This window comes from Streptomyces sp. NPDC020731, assembly GCF_044334705.1.
Taxonomy (GTDB): domain Bacteria; phylum Actinomycetota; class Actinomycetes; order Streptomycetales; family Streptomycetaceae; genus Streptomyces.
The window spans coordinates 126,407-146,926 of record NZ_JBIRTN010000014.1; the positions used below are offsets into that span (position 1 = coordinate 126,407).

The 20,520-nt window shown below is 73.5% G+C and carries 15 protein-coding genes; 13 read left to right on the forward strand and 2 right to left on the reverse strand.

The genetic code is table 11. The features are described from left to right. Positions 1–8 precede the first annotated feature (8 nt). Positions 9–1,217: a methionine adenosyltransferase gene (metK, locus tag ACH4VX_RS22445; RefSeq protein WP_398369450.1), complete on the forward strand. Its 1,209-nt coding sequence runs from the start codon at positions 9–11 to the stop codon at positions 1,215–1,217. Between the two features lie 316 nt (positions 1,218–1,533). After that, positions 1,534–3,681: a primosomal protein N' gene (locus ACH4VX_RS22450; protein ID WP_398369452.1), complete on the forward strand. Its 2,148-nt coding sequence runs from the start codon at positions 1,534–1,536 to the stop codon at positions 3,679–3,681. A 74-nt stretch (positions 3,682–3,755) separates the two neighbouring features. On the opposite strand, the gene ACH4VX_RS22455 is transcribed toward ACH4VX_RS22450, so the two are convergent. Next, positions 3,756–4,298 carry a hypothetical protein gene (locus tag ACH4VX_RS22455; protein WP_398369454.1) on the reverse strand — a complete coding sequence of 181 codons (543 nt, stop codon included), beginning with the start codon at positions 4,296–4,298 and terminating at the stop codon, positions 3,756–3,758. A gap of 329 nt (positions 4,299–4,627) precedes the next feature. Between ACH4VX_RS22455 and fmt the strand changes: the two genes are divergently transcribed. Both fmt and ACH4VX_RS22465 read left to right on the forward strand, forming a co-directional pair. Continuing rightward, on the forward strand, positions 4,628–5,560 hold the full coding sequence (fmt, locus tag ACH4VX_RS22460) for a methionyl-tRNA formyltransferase (protein ID WP_398369455.1): 933 nt from the start codon (positions 4,628–4,630) through the stop codon (positions 5,558–5,560). A gap of 67 nt (positions 5,561–5,627) precedes the next feature. Continuing rightward, positions 5,628–7,037, forward strand: coding sequence for an RsmB/NOP family class I SAM-dependent RNA methyltransferase (locus ACH4VX_RS22465; RefSeq protein ID WP_398369457.1), 1,410 nt, complete (start codon positions 5,628–5,630; stop codon positions 7,035–7,037). On the opposite strand, the gene ACH4VX_RS22470 is transcribed toward ACH4VX_RS22465, so the two are convergent. Continuing rightward, complete coding sequence (locus ACH4VX_RS22470) at positions 7,018–9,159, reverse strand: MMPL family transporter (RefSeq protein ID WP_398369459.1); 2,142 nt, start codon at positions 9,157–9,159, stop codon at positions 7,018–7,020. The two genes, ACH4VX_RS22465 and ACH4VX_RS22470, sit on opposite strands and share 20 nt — an antisense overlap. Before the next feature lie 160 nt (positions 9,160–9,319). Between ACH4VX_RS22470 and rpe the strand changes: the two genes are divergently transcribed. The 9 genes from rpe (at position 9,320) to ACH4VX_RS22515 (ending at position 20,485) form a co-directional block, all read left to right on the forward strand. Continuing rightward, positions 9,320–10,006 carry a ribulose-phosphate 3-epimerase gene (rpe, locus tag ACH4VX_RS22475; protein ID WP_398369460.1) on the forward strand — a complete coding sequence of 229 codons (687 nt, stop codon included), beginning with the start codon at positions 9,320–9,322 and terminating at the stop codon, positions 10,004–10,006. Between the two features lie 78 nt (positions 10,007–10,084). Beyond that, complete coding sequence (locus ACH4VX_RS22480) at positions 10,085–11,128, forward strand: sugar-binding transcriptional regulator (RefSeq protein WP_398369462.1); 1,044 nt, start codon at positions 10,085–10,087, stop codon at positions 11,126–11,128. 404 nt (positions 11,129–11,532) lie between these two features. Further along, the gene (locus tag ACH4VX_RS22485; protein ID WP_398369586.1) at positions 11,533–12,975 is read left to right on the forward strand and encodes a GuaB1 family IMP dehydrogenase-related protein; all 1,443 of its coding nucleotides are present in this window, start codon (positions 11,533–11,535) and stop codon (positions 12,973–12,975) included. Positions 12,976–13,257: 282 nt separating this feature from the next. Next, positions 13,258–14,736, forward strand: coding sequence for an amino acid permease (locus ACH4VX_RS22490; RefSeq protein WP_398369464.1), 1,479 nt, complete (start codon positions 13,258–13,260; stop codon positions 14,734–14,736). Between the two features lie 10 nt (positions 14,737–14,746). Further along, positions 14,747–15,199 (forward strand): Lrp/AsnC family transcriptional regulator, encoded by a 453-nt coding sequence (locus ACH4VX_RS22495; RefSeq protein ID WP_033275118.1) that lies wholly within the window; start codon positions 14,747–14,749, stop codon positions 15,197–15,199. A 31-nt stretch (positions 15,200–15,230) separates the two neighbouring features. Continuing rightward, on the forward strand, positions 15,231–15,959 hold the full coding sequence (locus ACH4VX_RS22500; RefSeq protein WP_398369466.1) for a hypothetical protein: 729 nt from the start codon (positions 15,231–15,233) through the stop codon (positions 15,957–15,959). Next, positions 15,959–18,139, forward strand: coding sequence for a bifunctional polysaccharide deacetylase/glycosyltransferase family 2 protein (locus ACH4VX_RS22505; RefSeq protein ID WP_398369468.1), 2,181 nt, complete (start codon positions 15,959–15,961; stop codon positions 18,137–18,139). The genes ACH4VX_RS22500 and ACH4VX_RS22505 overlap by 1 nt, the downstream gene beginning before the upstream one ends. 168 nt (positions 18,140–18,307) lie before the next feature. Further along, complete coding sequence (locus ACH4VX_RS22510; protein WP_398369470.1) at positions 18,308–19,498, forward strand: MFS transporter; 1,191 nt, start codon at positions 18,308–18,310, stop codon at positions 19,496–19,498. Positions 19,499–19,696: 198 nt separating this feature from the next. Continuing rightward, a complete protein-coding gene (locus ACH4VX_RS22515) occupies positions 19,697–20,485 on the forward strand; it encodes a carbon-nitrogen hydrolase family protein (protein WP_398369472.1) in 789 nt (262 codons plus the stop codon). The last annotated feature ends 35 nt before the right edge of the window (positions 20,486–20,520 follow it).

Below are 20,520 nucleotides of genomic sequence, written 5' to 3' on the forward strand. Positions count from 1 at the left end.
GGAGCGTTGTGTCCCGTCGTCTGTTCACCTCGGAGTCCGTGACCGAGGGTCACCCCGACAAGATCGCTGACCAGATCAGCGACACCATTCTCGACGCGCTCCTCCGCGAGGACCCGACCTCCCGGGTCGCCGTCGAGACCCTGATCACCACCGGCCTGGTGCACGTGGCCGGCGAGGTCACCACCAAGACGTACGCGGACATCGCGACGCTGGTGCGCAACAAGATCCTGGAGATCGGCTACGACTCCTCCAAGAAGGGCTTCGACGGCGCCTCCTGCGGCGTCTCGGTGTCGATCGGCGCGCAGTCCCCGGACATCGCGCAGGGTGTCGACGCGGCGTACGAGGCCCGTGTGGAGGGCGACGACGACGAGCTGGACCGGCAGGGCGCCGGCGACCAGGGCCTGATGTTCGGCTACGCGACGGACGAGACGCCGACGCTGATGCCGCTGCCGGTCTTCCTCGCGCACCGTCTGTCCAAGCGCCTGTCCGACGTGCGCAAGAACGGGACCATCCCCTACCTGCGCCCCGACGGCAAGACCCAGGTCACCATCGAGTACGACGGCGACAAGGCGGTCCGTCTGGACACCGTGGTCGTCTCCTCGCAGCACGCTTCCGACATCGACCTGGAGTCGCTGCTCGCCCCCGACATCCGCGAGTTCGTCGTGGAGCCGGAGCTGAAGGCGCTCCTGGACGAGGGCATCAAGCTCGACACCGAGAAGTACCGGCTGCTGGTGAACCCGACCGGCCGCTTCGAGATCGGCGGCCCGATGGGCGACGCCGGCCTCACCGGCCGCAAGATCATCATCGACACCTACGGCGGCATGGCCCGCCACGGCGGCGGCGCCTTCTCCGGCAAGGACCCGTCCAAGGTGGACCGCTCGGCGGCGTACGCGATGCGCTGGGTCGCCAAGAACGTCGTCGCGGCCGGCCTCGCCTCCCGCTGCGAGGTCCAGGTGGCCTACGCCATCGGCAAGGCCGAGCCGGTCGGTCTGTTCGTCGAGACCTTCGGCACCGCCACGATCGACACCGAGAAGATCGAGAAGGCCATCGACGAGGTCTTCGACCTCCGCCCGGCCGCGATCATCCGCGACCTCGACCTGCTGCGCCCGATCTACGCCCAGACCGCCGCCTACGGCCACTTCGGCCGTGAGCTGCCCGACTTCACCTGGGAGCGCACCGACCGCGTGGACGCCCTGCGCAAGGCGGCGGGACTGTAGGTCCCACCCCGCGTCTCCACGAGGCCCGGCGGCCCCTTTTCGAGGGGCCGCCGGGCCTCGGCGCGTACGAGGCACCGTAAATGCCCGTGCACGCCGCACGAGTGAGTTCTACGCTCGCGGTACAGCGGCGTCACGGCCCGGTGCGAAGGGCACGGATACTTCCGGGTGATCCCCCCGCAGGTTCGAATCCTGCTGCCGGCCCTGGACCGGTATGGCCGAGTGGCCCAAGGCAGAAGCGCCTTCGGGCGTCCGTCCGTACCCGAGACCGATCTCGGGCCCGGCGCCGCTGTCAGTGGCGTTTGGTAAGAATGCAGGCGTGAGCAGCGAGAACGGACAGCAGGACGGCGGTGCGGAGGGCGCGCCGCCCGAGCAGCTCGCGCTCATCCGGGAGAGCGTGCGCAAGGCCAGGGCACCCCGGGCCAAACCTCGCACCTGGCGGGGCGCCGCGCTCGCCGGGGAACTGCCCGTCGCCCGGGTCCTCGTCGACAAGGGCGTGCTCCATCTCGACCGCTACTTCGACTACGCCGTGCCCGAGGAGCTGGACGCCGACGCGCAGCCGGGGGTGCGGGTGCGGGTGCGGTTCGGGGCCGGACGGCACCGGGTGCGGGAGGGGCGGCGCGAGGGCGGCGGACTGATCGACGGGTTCCTCGTCGAGCGGCTCGCCGAGTCCGACTACTCGGGGCCCCTGGCGGCGCTGGCGCAGGTCGTCTCGCCCGAACCGGTGCTCGGCGAGGAACTGCTGTCCCTCGCCCGCGCGGTCGCCGACCGGTACGCGGGCAGCCTCGCCGACGTCCTCCAGCTCGCCGTGCCGCCACGCAACGCCCGCGCGGAGCAACGGCCCTCGCCCGACCCGCTGCCGCCGCCTCCGGCGCCCGCACCCGGCTCCTGGGAGCGGTACGAGCAGGGGCCCGCCTTCCTGGAGTCACTGGCCTCGGGAGGCGCCCCACGGGCCGTGTGGAACGCGCTGCCGGGGCCGCGGTGGAGCGAGGAACTGGCCCGGGCCGTCGCCGCGACCCTGGCCTCCGGGCGCGGCGCGCTGGTCGTCCTGCCGGACGGAAGGGCCGTGGCCCGCGTCGACGCGGCGCTCACCGAGCTGCTGGGGGAGGGGCGGCACGCGGTCCTCACCGCCGACGCCGGGCCGGAGAAGCGGTACGCGCGGTGGCTCGCCGTGCGGCGGGGCTCCGTACGGGCCGTCGTCGGGACCCGGGCGGCGATGTTCGCGCCGGTGCGGGATCTCGGACTGGTCGCCGTCTGGGACGACGGCGACGACAGCCACAGTGAGCAGCACGCCCCGCAGCCGCATGCCCGTGAGGTGCTGCTGCTGCGGGCGGCACAGGACAGGTGCGGCTTCCTGCTGGGCAGCCGGCACTGCACCGTGGAGGCCGCCCAGCTGGTGGAGACCGGCTGGGCCCGACCGCTGGTCGCCGGGAGGGAGCGGGTGCGGGCCGCCGCGCCGCTGGTGCGGACGGTGGGGGACCAGGACCTCGCGCGTGACGAGGCCGCCCGCGCGGCGCGGTTGCCGAGCCTCGCCTGGCAGGCCGCCAGGGAGGGGCTGCGGCACGGGCCGGTGCTCGTGCAGGTGCCCCGCCGTGGATATGTGCCGCGGATGGCGTGCGCCGGCTGCCGGGCCCCCGCGCGGTGCCGGCACTGCTCCGGGCCGCTGCAGGCGCAGGGGTCCGACGATCTGCGGTGTGAATGGTGCGGGCGCGAGGAGAGCGGCTGGCACTGCCCCGAGTGCGGCGGGTTCCGGTTGCGGGCCCAGGTGGTCGGGGCGCGGCGGACCGCCGAGGAACTGGGCCGCGCCTTCCCCGCGGTCCCGGTGCGGACCTCGGGGCGCGAGCATGTGCTGGACACGGTGCCGGGGACACCCGCGCTGGTGGTGAGCACACCCGGCGCGGAGCCGGTGGCCGAGGGCGGATACGCGGCGGCACTGCTGCTGGACGGGTGGGCCATGCTGAGCCGGCCCGATCTGCGGGCCGGGGAGGAGGCGTTGCGCCGCTGGATCGGCGCGGCGGCGTTGGTCCGACCGCAGTCGGCGGGCGGCACGGTGGTCGTGGTCGCCGAGCCGACCCTGCGGCCCGTGCAGGCGCTGGTCCGGTGGGACCCGGTCGGGCACGCCGTACGAGAACTGGCCGAGCGGGGCGAACTGGGGTTCCCGCCGGTGTCCCGGATGGCGGCGGTGTCGGGACCGGGTGAGGCGGTGGCCGAGTTCCTCCGCGCGGTGGAGCTGCCCGCGCGGGCGGAGATCCTGGGCCCGGTGCCCCTGCCGGTCACCCCGGCGGGCCGCCCGCGCCGACCGGGCGCACCGCCCCCCGGCGAACACTGGGACCGGGCACTGGTCCGGGTACCTCCCGGCAACGGCGCCGCACTGACCGCCGCGCTGAAGTCCGCCCAGGCGACACGCATGGCCCGGGGCGGGAGCACCCCCGTATGGGTCCGCGTCGACCCCCCGGACATCGGCTGAACCCGCCGGGATGTGCCGCGCCCTCCCGGGGGCGGTGCGTCCGGGAGGGCGCGGTGTGGCGCGGCGAGCGGGGCTCAGCCGTTGCGGGGGGCGGGTAAGGCCGGCGGGCGTGGGTCGTCGCGGAGGGACGGACTGCCGGCCGTGGGCTGGGTCGGCATGGAGTGGGCCGCGGGGACCGTCGGCACCGTGGTGACGCCGGCGACCGCGTTCACCGTGCGCGTGTCCGACGTCTCCGCGGCGGCCTCGGCGGCCGTCGACGCCTGGGCGGCGGCACGGCGGGCGCCGTAGCGGCGGTGGACCGCCTGCTTGGTGACCCCGAGCGCCGAGCCCACGGCGTCCCACGAGAAGCCCAGGGAACGGTCGAAGTCCACGGCCGCCGTGACCAGGGTCTCGACACTGTCCCGCAGCTCCTGGGCGAGACGGACCGTGGGGGCGGGGGCGCGTCCGTAGACGACGAAGCCGGTGGAGGGGCCGGGGCGTCGCGGGCGGTAGACGTTGCCCAGCTGGGCGGTGAGCGTGCGCAGCGCGTCCACCTGCCGACGGACCCGCTCGATGTCCCGCACCAGCAGGTGCAGGCTGGCCCGAGCCTGGGCGTCGTGGGTTGCATGGTCGGCCATGAACAAGCCTCTCGAACCGGCGTGAAAGGAATTGAGCCCGTGTCGGGGCCCGTGGTCAACTCTTTCTTGACCAACGCGGGAGCGCTCCGCGGGTCACGGGGTGGGGGCGTGGCGGCATATGCGTACGCCCCCGTGGGGGTGCGCCCCGGCCTTCGGCCTCGGCACGTCTCCCACTCGCGCACCGCCCGTTTCCAGTGGGTCGGGGGTGGACGTCCGCCGTGGGGCCGCCTCGCCGCCGGCGGCTCTCCCCGCACGGGTGGTCCCGTGGAGACCCCATAGACTGGTGCGCCGCCCGTGTCCGTCCCCGCCCGAGAGGCCCCCAGCACCCCATGAGGCTCGTCTTCGCCGGTACCCCCGAGGTCGCCGTTCCCGCACTGGACGCTCTTCTCGCCTCCGGGCGGCACGAGGTGGCCGCCGTCGTCACGCGACCCGACGCACCCGCCGGGCGGGGGCGCAGGCTCGTCGCCTCCCCCGTCGCCGAGCGGGCGGAGGAGGCCGGGATCGAGGTGCTGAAGCCGGGCAGGCCCAGGGATCCCGAGTTCCTGGAGCGGCTCAAGGCGATCGCGCCGGACTGCTGCCCCGTCGTCGCCTACGGAGCCCTCCTCCCCAAGGCCGCCCTCGACATCCCCGCCCGGGGCTGGGTCAACCTGCACTTCTCGCTGCTGCCCGCCTGGCGCGGCGCCGCACCCGTGCAGCACGCCATCATGGCCGGCGACGAGATCACCGGCGCCGCCACCTTCCTCATCGAGGAGGGCCTCGACTCCGGGCCGGTCTACGGCACCGTCACCGAGGAGATCCGCCCCACCGACACCAGCGGCGACCTGCTCACCCGGCTCGCCTTCGCCGGCGCCGGGCTGCTCGCCGCCACCATGGACGGCGTCGAGGACGGCACCCTGAAGGCCGTGCCGCAGCCCGCCGACGGCATCAGCCTCGCTCCCAAGGTCACCGTCGAGGACGCCCACGTCGACTGGGGCACCCCGGCCCTGCGCGTCGACCGCGTGGTGCGCGGCTGCACCCCCGCGCCCGGCGCCTGGACCACCTTCCGGGGCGAGCGGCTGAAGATCGTGCAGGCCGCCCCCGTACCGGAGCTGACCGACCTCGCGCCCGGGCAGCTGTCCGTCGGCAAGAACAACGTGTACGTGGGCACCGGTTCGTACGCCGTGGAGCTGCTGTGGGTGCAGGCCCAGGGCAAGAAGCCGATGCGGGCGGCGGACTGGGCGCGCGGGGTGCGGATCGCCGCCGGGGAGAGCGTCGGCGCCTGACGCCTCCGGAACCCGCACGACGTAGGCTGGACCGCGCACTTCACCCCACATCCGGAGCACCTTTTTCGTGAGCGACCAGCCCCGCAGGCCCGCCAAGCCCTACCGCCGGCCCAAGAAGGACCCCGTCCGCATCCTCGCCTTCGAGGCCCTGCGGGCCGTCGACGAGCGGGACGCGTACGCCAACCTCGTCCTGCCCCCGCTGCTGCGCAAGGCGCGCGAGGGCGGCGACTTCGACGCCCGCGACGCGGCGCTGGCCACCGAGCTGGTGTACGGCACGCTGCGCCGCCAGGGGACGTACGACGCGGTCGTCGCCGCCTGTGTCGACCGGCCGCTGCGCGAGGTGGACCCGCCGGTGCTGGACGTGCTGAACCTCGGCGCGCACCAGCTGCTGGGGACGCGCATCCCCACGCACGCCGCCGTGTCCGCCACGGTCGAACTGGCGCGGGTGGTGCTCGGCGACGGCCGCGCCAAGTTCGTCAACGCCGTGCTGCGCAAGATCGCGCAGGACGATCTCGACGGCTGGCTGGAGCGGGTCGCGCCGCCCTACGACGAGGACCCCGAGGACCACCTCGCCGTCGTGCACTCCCACCCCCGCTGGGTCGTCTCCGCGCTGTGGGACTCCCTCGGCGGCGGACGCGCCGGCATCGAGGAGCTGCTGCGGGCCGACAACGAGCGGCCCGAGGTGACCCTGGTCGCCCGTCCCGGGCGGGCGACCACCACCGAACTGCTCGACGAGGAGGCCGCCGTCACCGGCCGCTGGTCGCCGTACGCGGTGCGGCTCGCCGAGGGCGGGGAGCCGGGCGCCATCACGGCGGTCGCCCAGGGCCGGGCCGGTGTGCAGGACGAGGGCAGCCAGCTGGTCGCGCTCGCGCTCGCCGCCGCGCCCGTCGAGGGCCCCGACCGGATGTGGCTGGACGGGTGCGCCGGACCGGGCGGGAAGGCCGCGCTGCTCGGCGCGCTCGCCGCCGAGCGGGGCGCCGTGCTGCTCGCCTCCGAGAAGCAGCCGCACCGGGCCGGACTGGTGGCGAAGGCGCTCGCCGGGAACCCGGGGCCGTACCAGGTCGTCACCGCCGACGGGACGCGCCCGCCGTGGCGTCCCGGAAGCTTCGACCGGGTGCTGGTCGATGTGCCGTGCACCGGGCTCGGGGCCCTGCGCCGCCGCCCCGAGGCACGCTGGCGGCGCCGCCCGGAGGACCTGGACGGCTTCGCCCCCCTCCAGCGCGGGCTGCTGCGCACCGCCCTGGAGTCCGTACGGGTCGGCGGTGTCGTCGGCTACGCCACCTGCTCGCCGCACCTCGCGGAGACCCGGGCCGTGGTCAGTGACCTCCTCAAGCAGTTCCCCGACACCGATCTGATCGACGCCCGGCCGCTGCTGCCCGGCGTACCGGATCTGGGCGAGGGCCCCGACGTACAGCTGTGGCCGCATCTGCACGGCACCGACGCAATGTACCTGGCCCTCATCCGCCGGACCGGCTGACGCTCTCCTCGGGCTCCCTCACCTCGCCGCCGTCCTCGCGGGCCGACCGGTGCGGCCACCACACCTCCGGGCCCACGTCCAGGAACAGGGAGGTGACCAGCACCGAGCGCACGACGAAGGTGTCCAGGAGCACGCCCAGGGCGACCGCGAAGCCGATCTCGGCGAACGCGACCATGGGCAGCGTGCCGAGGGCGGCGAAGGTGCCGGCGAGGACCAGGCCCGCCGAGGTGATGACGGCTCCCGTGGCCGCGAGACCGGTGACCACGCCCGGCCGGGTGCCCTGGCGGGCGGCCTCCTCGCGGATGCGGGTGGTCAGGAAGATGTTGTAGTCGATGCCCAGCGCCACCAGGAAGACGAAGACGAACAGCGGGAAGTCGGTCGACTCGCCCGCGTAGTCGAAGACGTGCCGGAAGGCCAGGGTGCTGAGGCCGAGCGCCGCCGCGAACGACAGGATCACCGTCGCGATCAGCAGCAGCGGGGCGACCAGGGCGCGCAGCAGCGCGCACAGGATCAGCAGGACCACGAGCAGCACCAGCGGGATGATCAGCACGTTGTCGTGGGTGGTCGCCCCGTCCATGTCCAGCAGCGCCGCCGTACCGCCGCCCACCTGGGCGTCGGCGTCCGGCACCGCATGCACCGCGTCGCGCACCCGCTCCACGGTCTGCTTGGCCGCCTCGCTGTCCGACGGAGCGGTCATGGTGGCCTCGAAGAGCACCTTGCCCTCGAACGACGGCTTCGTGCCCGGGGGCAGACCGAGGGACTCCGGCACGACCCCCTCCGTACCGGCGACCGCGCGGCCCACCGCTTCGGCCTGCGCCTGATTGCCGACGACGACCAGCGGATCGCCGCTGCCCGCCGGGAAGTACCGCGCGGAGACCTCCTGCCCGGTGATCGAGTCCGGCTTCCCGGTGAACGCGTCCGCGTTGCCGATGCCCTCCGCGCGGAGCTGGAGCAACCCCAGCGAGCAGATCGCCAGCACCGCCGCTGTCACGCCCCAGACCATGCGCGGGCGGCGGGCGATACCGCGGCCCGTGCGCGCCCACACGCCCCGCTCGGCCGGGTCGGGGGTGCCGTGGTGCGGGATCACCGGCCAGAAGATCCACCGGCCGCAGATGACCAGCAGCGCCGGGAACAGCGTCAGCATGGCCAGCAGGGCGACCGCGACACCGATCGCGGCGACCGGACCGAGACCCCGCGTGGAGTTCATCTCCGCGGTCAGCAGCACCAGCATGCTCAGCACGACGGTCGCGCCGGAGGCGAGCACCGCCGGGCCCGCGCGGTGCAGGGCCAGCGCCATCGCCTCGTGCCGGTCCTCGTGCCGGCGCAGCTCCTCCCGGTAGCGGGCGACCAGCAGCAGGGCGTAGTCGGTGCCCGCGCCGAAGACGAGCACGGTGAGGATGCCGGCGCTCTGCCCGTTGACCGTCAGACCCGCGTACCCGGCCAGGAAGTAGATCAGGGCCTGCGCCGTGAACAGCGCGCAGATCACCGCGAGCAGCGGCACCAGCAGCAGGGTGGGGCTGCGGTAGGTGATCAGCAGCATCACGACGACGACGGCCGTCGCGGACAGCAGCAGAGTGGAGTCGATGCCCTCGAACGCCTCGGCGAAGTCCGCCGAGGTGCCGCCCGGACCCGTGATGTGCACGGCGAGTCCCCCGCCGCTCTCGCCGACGTCGTCCCGGATCGAGTCGACCGCGGGGCCGATCCGCTCCCAGCCCTGCGCGTCCATGGTGATGGGCACGAGGATCTGCGCGGCGCGCGGGCCGGTCTGCCGGTCGAAGACCGGGCCGCGGGTCTCGTCTCCCCTGATGCCGTGGTCGCTCAGCTGCTCGAGCTGCGCCACGTCCTCGTCGATCCGTTCCCGGTCGGCGGCGGTCAGCCCGCTCTCCCGCGCGTAGACCACGATCGCGGGGATCTGTTCCGGCCGGAAGTCCTCGGAGATCTCCAGCACCTGCGTGGACTCCGCGGACCCCGGCAGCCACGAGGCCGCGTCGTTGTCCTGCGCGTCGGCCAGCTTCTGGGCGAACGGCGCCACCACGAACAGCACCACCACCCACAGCCCCAGCACCAGCCACTTGGACCGCCGCCCGCACACCAGCTGCGCAACACCACGGTCACCCGTCATGGCCACCTCCGCGGCAACGCCCGTAAGGGGCGCGGGGCAGTAACGTCCTCGGCTCCGCCGAGCGGGCTCGACCGGCCACAACCGGCCCGCAGGCTACGCACAACCGTCCCCGCACGAGACCCGTGCACACAACTCCCGGAGGGCATGGCACGCTTGAGTCATGGCCCCGCAGATCAACCCCAGCATCCTGTCCGCCGACTTCTCCCGCCTCGCCGACGAGGCGAAAGCCGTGGCAGGTGCCGACTGGCTCCACGTCGACGTCATGGACAACCATTTCGTCCCGAACCTCACACTCGGCGTGCCGGTCGTAGAGTCGCTCGCCCGTGCGACGGACACTCCGCTGGACTGTCATCTGATGATCGAGGCCCCCGATCGATGGGCGCCCCAGTACGTGGAGGCGGGGGCCGGTTCGGTCACCTTCCACGTCGAGGCGGCCGCCGCGCCCGTGCGGCTCGCCCGGGAGATCCGCGCCAAGGGCGCCCGTGCCTCCATGGCGCTCAGGCCGGCGACCCCCGTCGAGCCGTACGAAGACCTGCTCCCCGAACTCGACATGCTGCTGATCATGACGGTCGAGCCGGGATTCGGGGGTCAGGCCTTTCTCGACATCATGCTTCCGAAGATTCGCCGCACCCGCGAGTTGATCAGCAAGCACGGTCTGGAGCTCTGGCTCCAGGTCGACGGCGGGGTCTCGGCGTCCACCATCGAGCGGTGCGCGGACGCCGGTGCCGATGTCTTCGTCGCGGGATCCGCCGTGTACGGGGCATCGGACCCGGCCGAAGCGGTACGTGCATTGCGCAATCGGGCGGAGGCCGCGACGGCGAAGGCATCGTGGGCATGCGACCACTGAGAGTCAGAAACGTGAACGGCGGCCGGCAGGGCTGATCGACCGCGCCGGATCTGCAAGGATGAACGGCGAATCCAGAGTGTGAACAGCAGTGAGGAGATCGCCGTGTCGGGTATGTCGGCGGGCCGGTCAGCCATGCGGATGGGACCCGCTGAGCTGGTGCAGGCGGCGGCCATGGCCCGCCGCTTCTACCTCGAGGGCAAGTCCAAGATCCAGATCGCGGAGGAGTTCGGCGTCAGCCGCTTCAAGGTGGCCCGGGTCCTGGAGACCGCCCTCGAGCGGGATCTCGTGCGGATCGAGATCCGTGTGCCCGCCGAGCTGGACGCCGAGCGCTCGGACGCGCTCCGCGCCCGCTACGGCCTCAGGCACGCCGTCGTGGTCGAGTCCCCGCCCGAGTCCGAGGAGACACCCGACCCCGAGAACCTGGGAGAGGTGGCCGCCGACCTGCTCGGCGAGCTGGTCGACGAAGGGGATGTGCTGGGTCTGGCCTGGGGCCGGTCCACCATCCACATGGCGGCGGCCCTGGACCGGCTGCCGCCCTGTACGGTCGTGCAGCTCACGGGCGTGTACGACGCCGGGACCGCCGAGCGCGGCTCGGTGGAGGCAGTGCGGCGCGCCGCGCAGGTGTCGGGCGGCGACGCCCATCCCATCTACGCGCCGATGCTGCTCCCGGACGCGGCCACCGCTCAGGCGCTGCGCCACCAGACCGGGATCGCGCGGGCCTTCGAGTACTTCGACAAGGTCACCGTCGCCTGCGTCTCCATCGGTTCCTGGGAGCCGGGCATCTCCACGGTGCACGACATGCTCAGTGACGAGGAGCGGGCGCACTACGCCTCCCTCGGTGTCGCCGCGGAGATGTCCGCGCACCTCTTCGACGCGGAGGGACGCCGGGTCGGCCGGGACCTGGGGGAGCGGTGCATCACGGTCAAGACCGACCAGCTGCGCCGGGTCCCCGAGGTCGTCGCGATCGCGGGCGGGCAGCGCAAGGGGCCCGCGATCGACGCCGTACTGCGCTCCGGTCTTGTCACCAGCCTGGTGACGGACACGTCGGCCGCGGACTACCTGATGACGGCGGGCCCCGCCCCGAGGTCCTCTCTCAACCGCGCGGACCCGGACGGCCCCTGACGACGGGTGAGGCGGGGGCGGGCCCGGCGGCATCGGCCGCGCGGTGCTGAGACAGGCCCCGCCCCCGCCCCTCCTGCCGCCCGTCGACGCGGGCGGCCCCTTCCCGTACGGCCGGGCCGGAGCCGTGGAGCGGGGACCGCCGGTCGTCGTACGCGGCGGGCGGACGCGGTGGCGCGTCCCGCGGAGCGGGCGACCGCTCGGGCCGTGTTCGCCGAGGCGGCCGGCCGGACGCCGTCGCCCGTCGTGGCCCCGGCTCTCGGAGGATCCTCCGAGCAGTGCTCCGACCAGCCTGGATGATCCGCCCTGGGCCGGTGTTCCGGTCGGCATGGGACAATGAAGTACGTGCTCTTCCCCCTGACTGACCTGTCCGGGGGCCACCTCTGATCGACTGGGATGTGCAGCACGTGCGTTTCCTCAACGACATCCAGCCCGCGTACGACCTGACGTACGACGACGTCTTCATGGTGCCGAGCCGCTCCGCGGTCGGCTCGCGTCAGGGCGTGGACCTCAGCTCCCCGGACGGCACGGGCACCACCATCCCGCTCGTCGTCGCCAACATGACCGCCATCGCCGGCCGCCGCATGGCCGAGACCGTGGCCCGTCGCGGGGGACTCGTCGTCATCCCGCAGGACATCCCGATCGAGGTCGTCACCGAGGTCGTCTCCTGGGTGAAGAGCCGCCACCACGTCCTGGACACCCCGATCGTGCTGGCCCCGCACCAGACCGTCGCCGACGCGCTCGCCCTGCTGCCCAAGCGCGCGCACAACGCGGGCGTCGTCGTCGACGACGGACACCGGCCGGTCGGCGTGGTCACCGACACCGACCTGTCCGGAGTGGACCGCTTCACCCAGCTCGAGGAGGTCATGTCCAAGGACCTGATCCTCATCGACGCGGACATGGACCCGCGCGAGGCCTTCAACATCCTCGACGCCGCCAACCGCCGCTACGCGCCCGCCGTGGACGGGGACGGCCGTCTGGCGGGCATCCTGACCCGCAAGGGCGCCCTGCGCGCCACCCTGTACACCCCGGCCACCGACGAGCGGGGCAGGCTCCGCACAGCCGCCGCCGTCGGCATCAACGGCGACGTGGCGGGCAAGGCCCAGCAGCTGCTGGACGCAGGCGTCGACACGCTCGTCATCGACACCGCGCACGGGCACCAGGAGTCGATGATCAGCGCGCTGAAACTGGTCCGCGACCTCGACCCGCGGGTGCCGATCGTCGCCGGCAACGTCGTCGCCGCCGCGGGCGTCCGCGACCTGATCGAGGCCGGCGCCGACATCGTCAAGGTCGGCGTGGGTCCCGGCGCCATGTGCACCACCCGCATGATGACCGGCGTCGGCCGGCCGCAGTTCTCCGCCGTCCTGGAGTGCGCCGCCGAGGCGAGGAAGTACGGCAAGCACGTGTGGGCCGACGGCGGTGTCCGCCACCCGCGCGACGTGGCGATGGCGCTCGCGGCCGGAGCGTCCAACGTGATGGTCGGCTCCTGGTTCGCCGGGACCTACGAGTCCCCGGGCGACCTCCAGCACGACGCGAACGGCCGCCCCTACAAGGAGTCCTTCGGCATGGCCTCCGCGCGTGCCGTGCGCAACCGCACCTCGGAGGAGTCGGCGTACGACCGCGCCCGCAAGGCGCTGTTCGAGGAGGGCATCTCCACCTCCCGCATGTTCCTCGACCCGGCCCGCCCCGGCGTCGAGGACCTGATCGACTCGATCATCGCGGGCGTCCGCTCCTCCTGCACCTACGCCGGGGCCGGATCGCTCGAGGAGTTCACCGAGAAGGCCGTCGTCGGCGTCCAGAGCGCGGCCGGCTACGCCGAGGGCAAGCCGCTGCACGCCAGCTGGAGCTGACGGCCCCCCGCCCCCGCCCGGCCCCCGTCGACCCCGCACCGGGGTCGACGGGGGCGGTGCGCAACGGTCGAAAGCCCCCGCGCAACGAACACCCGCGTCCCCGCCGGTAACGCAATGATCTTGCGGGGATGCGCAAGGTTGCTGCATTTCAGGAGCAACGAAGAACCTCGTAGGGTTACGCGCTGTACGTGGTGCGGCGGGCCCCGCTCGACGGGTCCCGGCTGTCGCGGGGCGCCGTCGGTCCCTGCCGCGCGAGACCGGCAGCGACGAAGGAGTCAGCGCGTGCTCGACCAAGGCGCACCCCCGCACAACGGCAGTACCGCCGCCCCGCCGCCCCCGGGCCTCGGCGCGCGTCTGATGCGTCGCAAGCCCGTGGAACACCTGGTCGCGGAGGGTGGCCAGGGTGAGGGTGGCTCCCTGCGGCGGTCCCTCGGGCTGTGGCAGCTGACCATGATCAGCATCGGTGCCACCCTCGGCACCGGCATCTTCGTCGTCCTCGGCGAGGCCGTCCCCAAGGCCGGTCCGGCCGTCACGCTGTCCTTCGTCATAGCCGGTCTTACGGCCCTCTTCTCCGCCCTCTCCTACGCCGAGCTGGCGGGCACCATCCCGGTCTCCGGCTCCTCCTACTCGTATGCGTACGCAACGATGGGTGAGCTGATCGCCTGGATCTGCGGCTGGTGCCTGGTGCTGGAGTACGGCGTGTCGGTCGCCGCCGTCGCCGTCGGCTGGGGCGAATACCTCAACGAGCTGCTCGACGGCACCATCGGCGTCACCCTCCCGGCCGCGCTGTCCGCCCCGCCCGGCGACGGCGGCGTCTTCAACCTGCCCGCGCTGATCGTCGTCCTGCTCGCCATGGCGTTCCTGATGGGCGGCGCCCGCGAGTCCGCCCGCGCCAACACGATCATGGTCGTCGTGAAGATCGCCGCGCTGGTGCTGTTCTGCGCCATCGGCGTCCAGGGCTTCCGCTCCGGCAACTACGAGAACTTCATGCCGCTCGGCATGGCCGGCGTCAGTGCCGCCGGGGCGACGCTGTTCTTCTCGTACATCGGCTTCGACGCCGCCTCCACCGCCGGTGAGGAGGCGAAGAACGCCCGGCGCGACCTGCCGCGCGCCATCATGCTGTCCCTGATCATCGTCACCGCGCTGTACGTCCTCGTCGCCGCCGTCGCCGTCGGCGCGAAGCCCTGGCGGCACTTCACCGACTCCGAGGCCGCGCTCGCCCAGATCATGCGCGAGGTAACCGGCCAGAGCTTCTGGGGCACCCTGCTGGCCTTCTGCGCCGTCATCGCCATCGCCAGCGTCGTCCTGACCGTGCTCTACGGCCAGACCCGCATCCTGTTCGCCATGTCCCGCGACGGACTCGTGCCCAAGGCGTTCGCCAAGGTCCACCCGAGGACCGGCACGCCCCGCACCAACACCGTGATCGTGTCCCTGTTCTGCGGTGTGCTGGCCGCCGCCGTCCCGCTCGGCCAGCTCGCCGACGCCACCAGCATCGGCACCCTGTTCGCCTTCGCGCTGGTCAACGTGGCCGTCGTGGTGCTCCGCAGGACCCGCCCCGACATGCCCCGCACCTTCCGTGTGCCGCTGTCGCCGGTCCTGCCCGCCCTCGGCTTCGCGTTCTGCGTCTGGATGATGGGCAGCCTGTCCACCGTCACCTGGGCGGTCTTCGGTGTCTGGATGGCCGTCGGGCTCGTGTTCTACTTCCTGTACGGCCACCGCCGCTCCCGGCTCGCCGCACCGGCCCCGTCAGAAGCGAAGTGAACCACCCGCTGTGCTGAACGATCTCGACGAACGCATCGTGCACGCCCTCGCCGAGGACGCCCGCCGCTCCTACGCGGACATCGGCCAGCTCGTCGGCCTGTCCGCGCCCGCCGTGAAACGGCGCGTGGACCGGCTGCGCGCCACCGGGGCCATCACCGGATTCACCGTACGGGTGGACCCGGCCGCCCTCGGCTGGGAGACGGAGGGGTTCGTCGAGATCTACTGCCGCAGCAACACCTCCCCGGAGACCATCCAGCGGGGCCTGGAGCGCTACCAGGAGGTCGTGGCCGCCTCCACCGTCACCGGCGACGCCGACGCGGTCGCCCAGGTCTTCGCCTCCGACATGCGCCACTTCGAACGGGTCCTGGAACGCATCGCGGGCGAGCCGTTCGTCGAGCGGACCAAGTCCGTGCTGGTGCTGTCCCCGCTGCTGCGGCGGTTCTCGTCGGGATCGCCCACCTAGCGGGGCCCTCGTACCGGCGTACGCTGGCTTCATGCGGAGTCAGGATGATTCCGGACATACGGGTATCGGTTCGTCGGCTGATCCGGATCTCCCGGTGTTCGTCGACTCCACCGGCAGGCGGGCGCGGGTCCTCCGGCGTACCGGATACGGCGTGGCCGGAGCGGCGGCCGCGTACCTGGCGGTGCTGGGACTGAGCCTCCTGGGGGCGACGCCCTTCGCGCCGGGCTCCCTGCTCCCGCCCCTGCCCGGAGAGTCGACGGCGCCGTCCGCGCCGGAACGGCAGGGCCAGGACGACGGACCCCAGCCGCCCAGCGGCGTGCTCGACCCGGGACGGAGCGGTTTCGCCGACGCCGGCCCGGCGGTCGGTCCCGGTTCCCTGCTGGTTCCGCTGCTCACGTCGCCCGGCGGCCCGCTCCTCACCCCCGCGGCCCCGCTTGTCCCCGGTGCTCCGGTGCCCCCGGTTCCGGCCGAACCGGAGTCCCCCGCGACGGGCGCCGCGCCGTCGCCGGAGGAGCCCGACACCCCCGCCCCCGACGACCCGTCCGCACCCGGTCCGGGCACCGGAAGCGAACCCGCCCCGCCGCCCCCGGACGACCCGCCCGCGGGGACGGACGAGCCGCCCGCCCCGGAGCCCCCGCCGGGAACGCCCCAGCCCACCCCACCCTCCGGCCCGTCCGAGCCGCCCCAGGCACCGCCCGGTCCCCCGGACGCCCCGGGCGGCTCCCCGCCCGGCGGCGCACCCGCGGCCGGGGCTCCCTGATGCACCGCCGCCCCCACCGGCCGGTCCGCCCCCCACCGACGGCACCCGGTCCGCGGCGGAACCGGACGTTCCCGCCGCGCCGGCACCGCTTCCGCATCGTCGTCCCGCTCGTCGTGCTGGCCTTCGTCGTCTCGGTGCTGCTGGCCGAGGGGTACACGACCCGGACCTTCTCGGGGGACCAGGAAGGGCGTACCGGCCGGCCGGCCACCGGGGTGCCCCGGGAGGTCACCGGCGGCGGCCCGGTCGTCGACACCACCCGCGACGGCCTGAGCACCTACCGGGCGCCCGACCGGACGGTGGTCCTCACCTTCGACGACGGCCCGGACCCCGTGTGGACGCCCCGCATCCAGGCCGTCCTCGACCGCCACGGCACGCCCGGCACCTTCTTCGTCACCGGCCAGCAGGCGGTGCGTCACCCCGAGATCCTGCGAGACGTCATCCGCTCCGGCCACGAGATCGGCGTGCACACCTTCTCCCACCCCGACCTTTCCCACCGGTCCGCGAGCGACGTCGACCGTGAGCTGGCTCTGACGCAGCTCGCCCTCGCCGGGGCCGCGGGCGTCAACAGCTCGCTCCTGCGGATGCCCTACTCCTCGACGACCACCGCCCTGGACCGGGCGGACTGGTCCGTCGCCCGGCACCTGGGCGACAAGGGCTACGTCCTGGCCTTCATCGACCAGGACACCAGGGACTGGCAGCGGCCGGGCGCCCGGGCCATCGCCGACGCGGCCACACCGAGCGAGCCGGGCCGGGGAACGGTCGTCCTCATGCACGACGCGGGAGGGGACCGGTCCCAGACCGTCGCGGCCCTCGACATCCTGATCCCCCGGCTCCAGGCCCAGGGCTACCGCTTCACCACCCTCGCCGATGTCCTCGGCACCGACAGCCTCACCAGCCCCGTCGACACCGAGGCCCTGTGGAGGGGGCGGGTGTTCGTGGCCGCCGTGACCGTGTCGGGGACGACGATGTCGGTCATCGGTGTGCTGCTGCTGGTCGTCGGCTCCCTCGTCCTCGGCCGGTGCGCGCTGCTGCTGGTCCTCGCCCGCCGCCACGCCCGCCGGCGTCCGCACGACCGCCCCGGCCCGCCCGTCACCCGGCCCGTCAGCGTCGTCGTACCCGCGCACAACGAGAAGCTGTGCATCGCCAAGACGCTCCGCTCGCTCGCGGCCGGCGATCACCCCGTCGAGATCATCGTCGTGGACGACGGCTCCGACGACGGCACCGCCGACATCGCGGAGTCACTCGCCCTCCCGGAGGTCACCGTCGTCCGCAGGCCGAACGGCGGCAAGGCCTCCGCCCTCGACACCGGCGTCCGGCTGGCCTCCCACGACCTCGTTGTCATGCTCGACGCCGACACGGTCTTCGCCCCCTCGACCGTCCGCCGCCTCGTCCAGCCGTTCGCCGACCCGGCCGTCGGCGCCACCGCCGGCAACGCCAAGGTGGGCAACCGCCGCGGCCTGCTGGGCCGTTGGCAGCACATCGAGTACGTGATGGGCTTCAATCTGGACCGCCGCATGTACGACCTGCTGCGCTGCCTGCCGACCATCCCCGGTGCCGTCGGGGCCTTCCGTGTCACGGCCCTGCGGGAGGCCGGGATGATGAGCGGCGACACCCTCGCCGAGGACACCGACATCACCATGGCCCTGCACCGGGCCGGGTGGGAGATCCGTTACGCCGAGGACGCGCTCGCCTGGACCGAGGTGCCGACCTCGCTGCGGCAACTGTGGCGCCAGCGCTACCGCTGGAGCTACGGCACCATGCAGGCCGCGTGGAAGCACCGGCACGCGCTGGTCGAGCGCGGCCACGCGGGCCGCTTCGGCCGCCTCGGCCTGCCGCTGCTGGCCGTCTTCCAGATCCTCACCCCGCTCCTCGCCCCGCTGATCGACCTGCTGACCGTCTACGGCCTGGTCTTCGGGGACCCGCTCCTCACGATGCTGGCGTGGACCGGTGTGCTGGCCGTGCAGACCGTCTGCGCGGCCTACGCCTTCCGCCTCGACGGTGAAAGCCCGCGGCCGCTGTGGGCGCTCCCACTGCAGCAGATCGTCTACCGCCAGCTGATGTACCTGGTGCTGGTCCACGCCTGCCTCACCGCCGTCAACGGGTACCGGCTGCCCTGGCAACGCCTCGAGCGCAGCGGCGACGTCGTGCTGCCGCCCCGGCTCCCCGCCCGGGAGCGGTGAGCGGCGGCAGCCCCGGGAAATGCCGGGCGGGACCCGTCACGGCCGGACTAGCATGAACGTCATGACCTGGCGACATTGATCCACCAGCAGCAGCGCCTCCCGAGGCCCGCCCCGGGCGCCGTACGTCCTCCACGTCCGGTGTCCGAACCGCTCCTTCGGGAAGGCCTCATGACTCTCACGCCCACGCGTGCCTCCGACGTCCGTGTGCGACGGCTGACGACCACGCTGTACGGCTACTCGTTCCTCGAAGACTTCGTCCTGCTGTACCCGGTGTACGCGCTGCTGTTCAGCGACACCGGTCTGTCCGTCGGGCAGATCTCCTCCCTGTTCGCCCTCTGGTCCGTCACCGGTGTGCTGCTGGAGGTTCCGTCCGGGGTCTGGGCCGACGCGGTGTCCCGCCGGCTGCTGCTGTGGCTCGGCCCGCTGCTCACCGCCGCCGGCTTCGCCCTGTGGGTGCTTCTCCCGTCGTACGGCGCCTTCGCCCTCGGCTTCGTGCTGTGGGGCGCGGGCGGAGCGCTCGGTTCCGGTGCGCTCGAGGCCCTGGTCCACGACGAACTGGAACGGCTGGACGCGGCCGACCGGTACGCCCGGACCATGGGCCGGGCCCGCGCGGCCGGGCTGGTCGCGGTGATGGCGGCGATGGGGCTCGCCGGCCCCGTGTTCGCCCGGGGCGGCCACCTCGCCGTCGGCGCCGCCAGCGTGCTGGTGTGTCTGCTGGCGGCCGCCACGGCACTCCGGTTCCCCGAGCACCGTTCCCCTGCCGCCGGGCAGGAGAGCTGGACGGCGACTCTGCGCGCCGGACTCGCCGAGGCCCGCGCCGACCGGTCGGTCCGCGGGGCGCTGCTGCTGGTTCCGGCCGTGAGCGCCGTCTGGGGCGCCCTCGACGAGTACACGCCGCTGCTGGTGCGGGGGACCGGTGTCGCGGACGGGACGGTCCCCCACCTGCTCCTGCTGATCTGGGCCGGTGCCACCGCGGGAAGCCTGCTGGCCGGCGAGGGCGAGCGGTTCGGCACGGCCGGGCTCGCCGTTCTGCTCGCCGGTGCCGGTCTCGCCCTGGCCGTCGGCGCGGCCGACGGCACCCCATGGGGGCTGGGTTTCGTCGCCCTCGCCTTCGGCGGCTTCCAGGCGGCGACCGTGCTGGCCGACGCCCGGCTCCAGCGGCGCATCGAGGGCACCGGGCGGGCCACCCTGACCTCGGTCGCGGGCCTGGGCACGGAACTGGCGACGGTCGCGGTCTACGGCGGCTACGCGCTGATCGCCTCGGGCGGCGCGCACAGCACCGCTTTCGCGGTGTTCGCGGTGCCGTACCTGGCGACGGCGGTGCTGCTGCTCGCCGGGGCTGCCAGGGCACGATCGTGAGGGCCTGACGGAGCCGGCCGGGCCGCCGCACGTCACGCGTTGCGCGGGGCGCGGACCGCGCAACGAATCGCCGCCACCACCGGCCCGGACGCAACAAACCACTCACCGACGCGCAACGGCTCCGTCTTGTCCCCCGAGCCGGCCGACCGTACCGTCTTTCTGGCCCCCCGAACCCCCGCACACCGACGAGGAACACGCATGCGCACCGCCCTGCTCCAGAGCTCCGGACGGCCCGGATCCGTCGTCGAGAACCTCAAGGTCCTCGACGAGGCGGCCGGCCGTGCCGCCGCTGCGGGCGCCGGGCTGCTCGTCACCTCGGAGCTGTTCCTCACCGGGTACGCGATCGGCGACGACGTCGGCCGGCTCGCCGAGCCCGCCGACGGCGACGCGGCCGACGCGATCGCGGAGAGCGCCGCCCGACACGGTCTCGCGATCGCCTACGGCTACCCCGAGCGGGACGGCGAGCGCGTCTTCAACTCCGTGCAGTTGATCTCCGCCGACGCCACCCGCCTCGCGAACTACCGCAAGACCCACCTCTACGGCTGCTTCGAACGCGACCACTTCGCACCGGGCGGGCAGCCCGTCGTCCAGGCCGAGCTGAACGGCCTCACCGTCGGCCTGATGATCTGCTACGACGTCGAGTTCCCGGAGAACGTGCGCGCCCACGCCCTCGCCGGCACCGACCTCCTGCTCGTGCCGACCGCGCAGCTGCACCCGTTCCAGTTCGTCGCCGAGCACATGGTGCCGGTGCGGGCCTTCGAGAACCAGATGTACGTGGCGTACGTCAACCGGGTCGGCCACGAGGGCGAGTTCGAGTTCGTCGGGCTGTCCACGCTCGCCGGACCCGACGGAGTGGCCCGCGCCCGCGCCGGCCGCCGGGAGGAACTGGTCCTCGCCGACGCCGACCCGGTGTTCCTCGCCGCCTCCCGCGAGGCGAACCCGTATCTGACCGACCGCCGTCCCGGCCTCTACGGCTCCCTCGTCTGAACATCCCCACACCCCCCCCGCTTCACCTGTGCAAG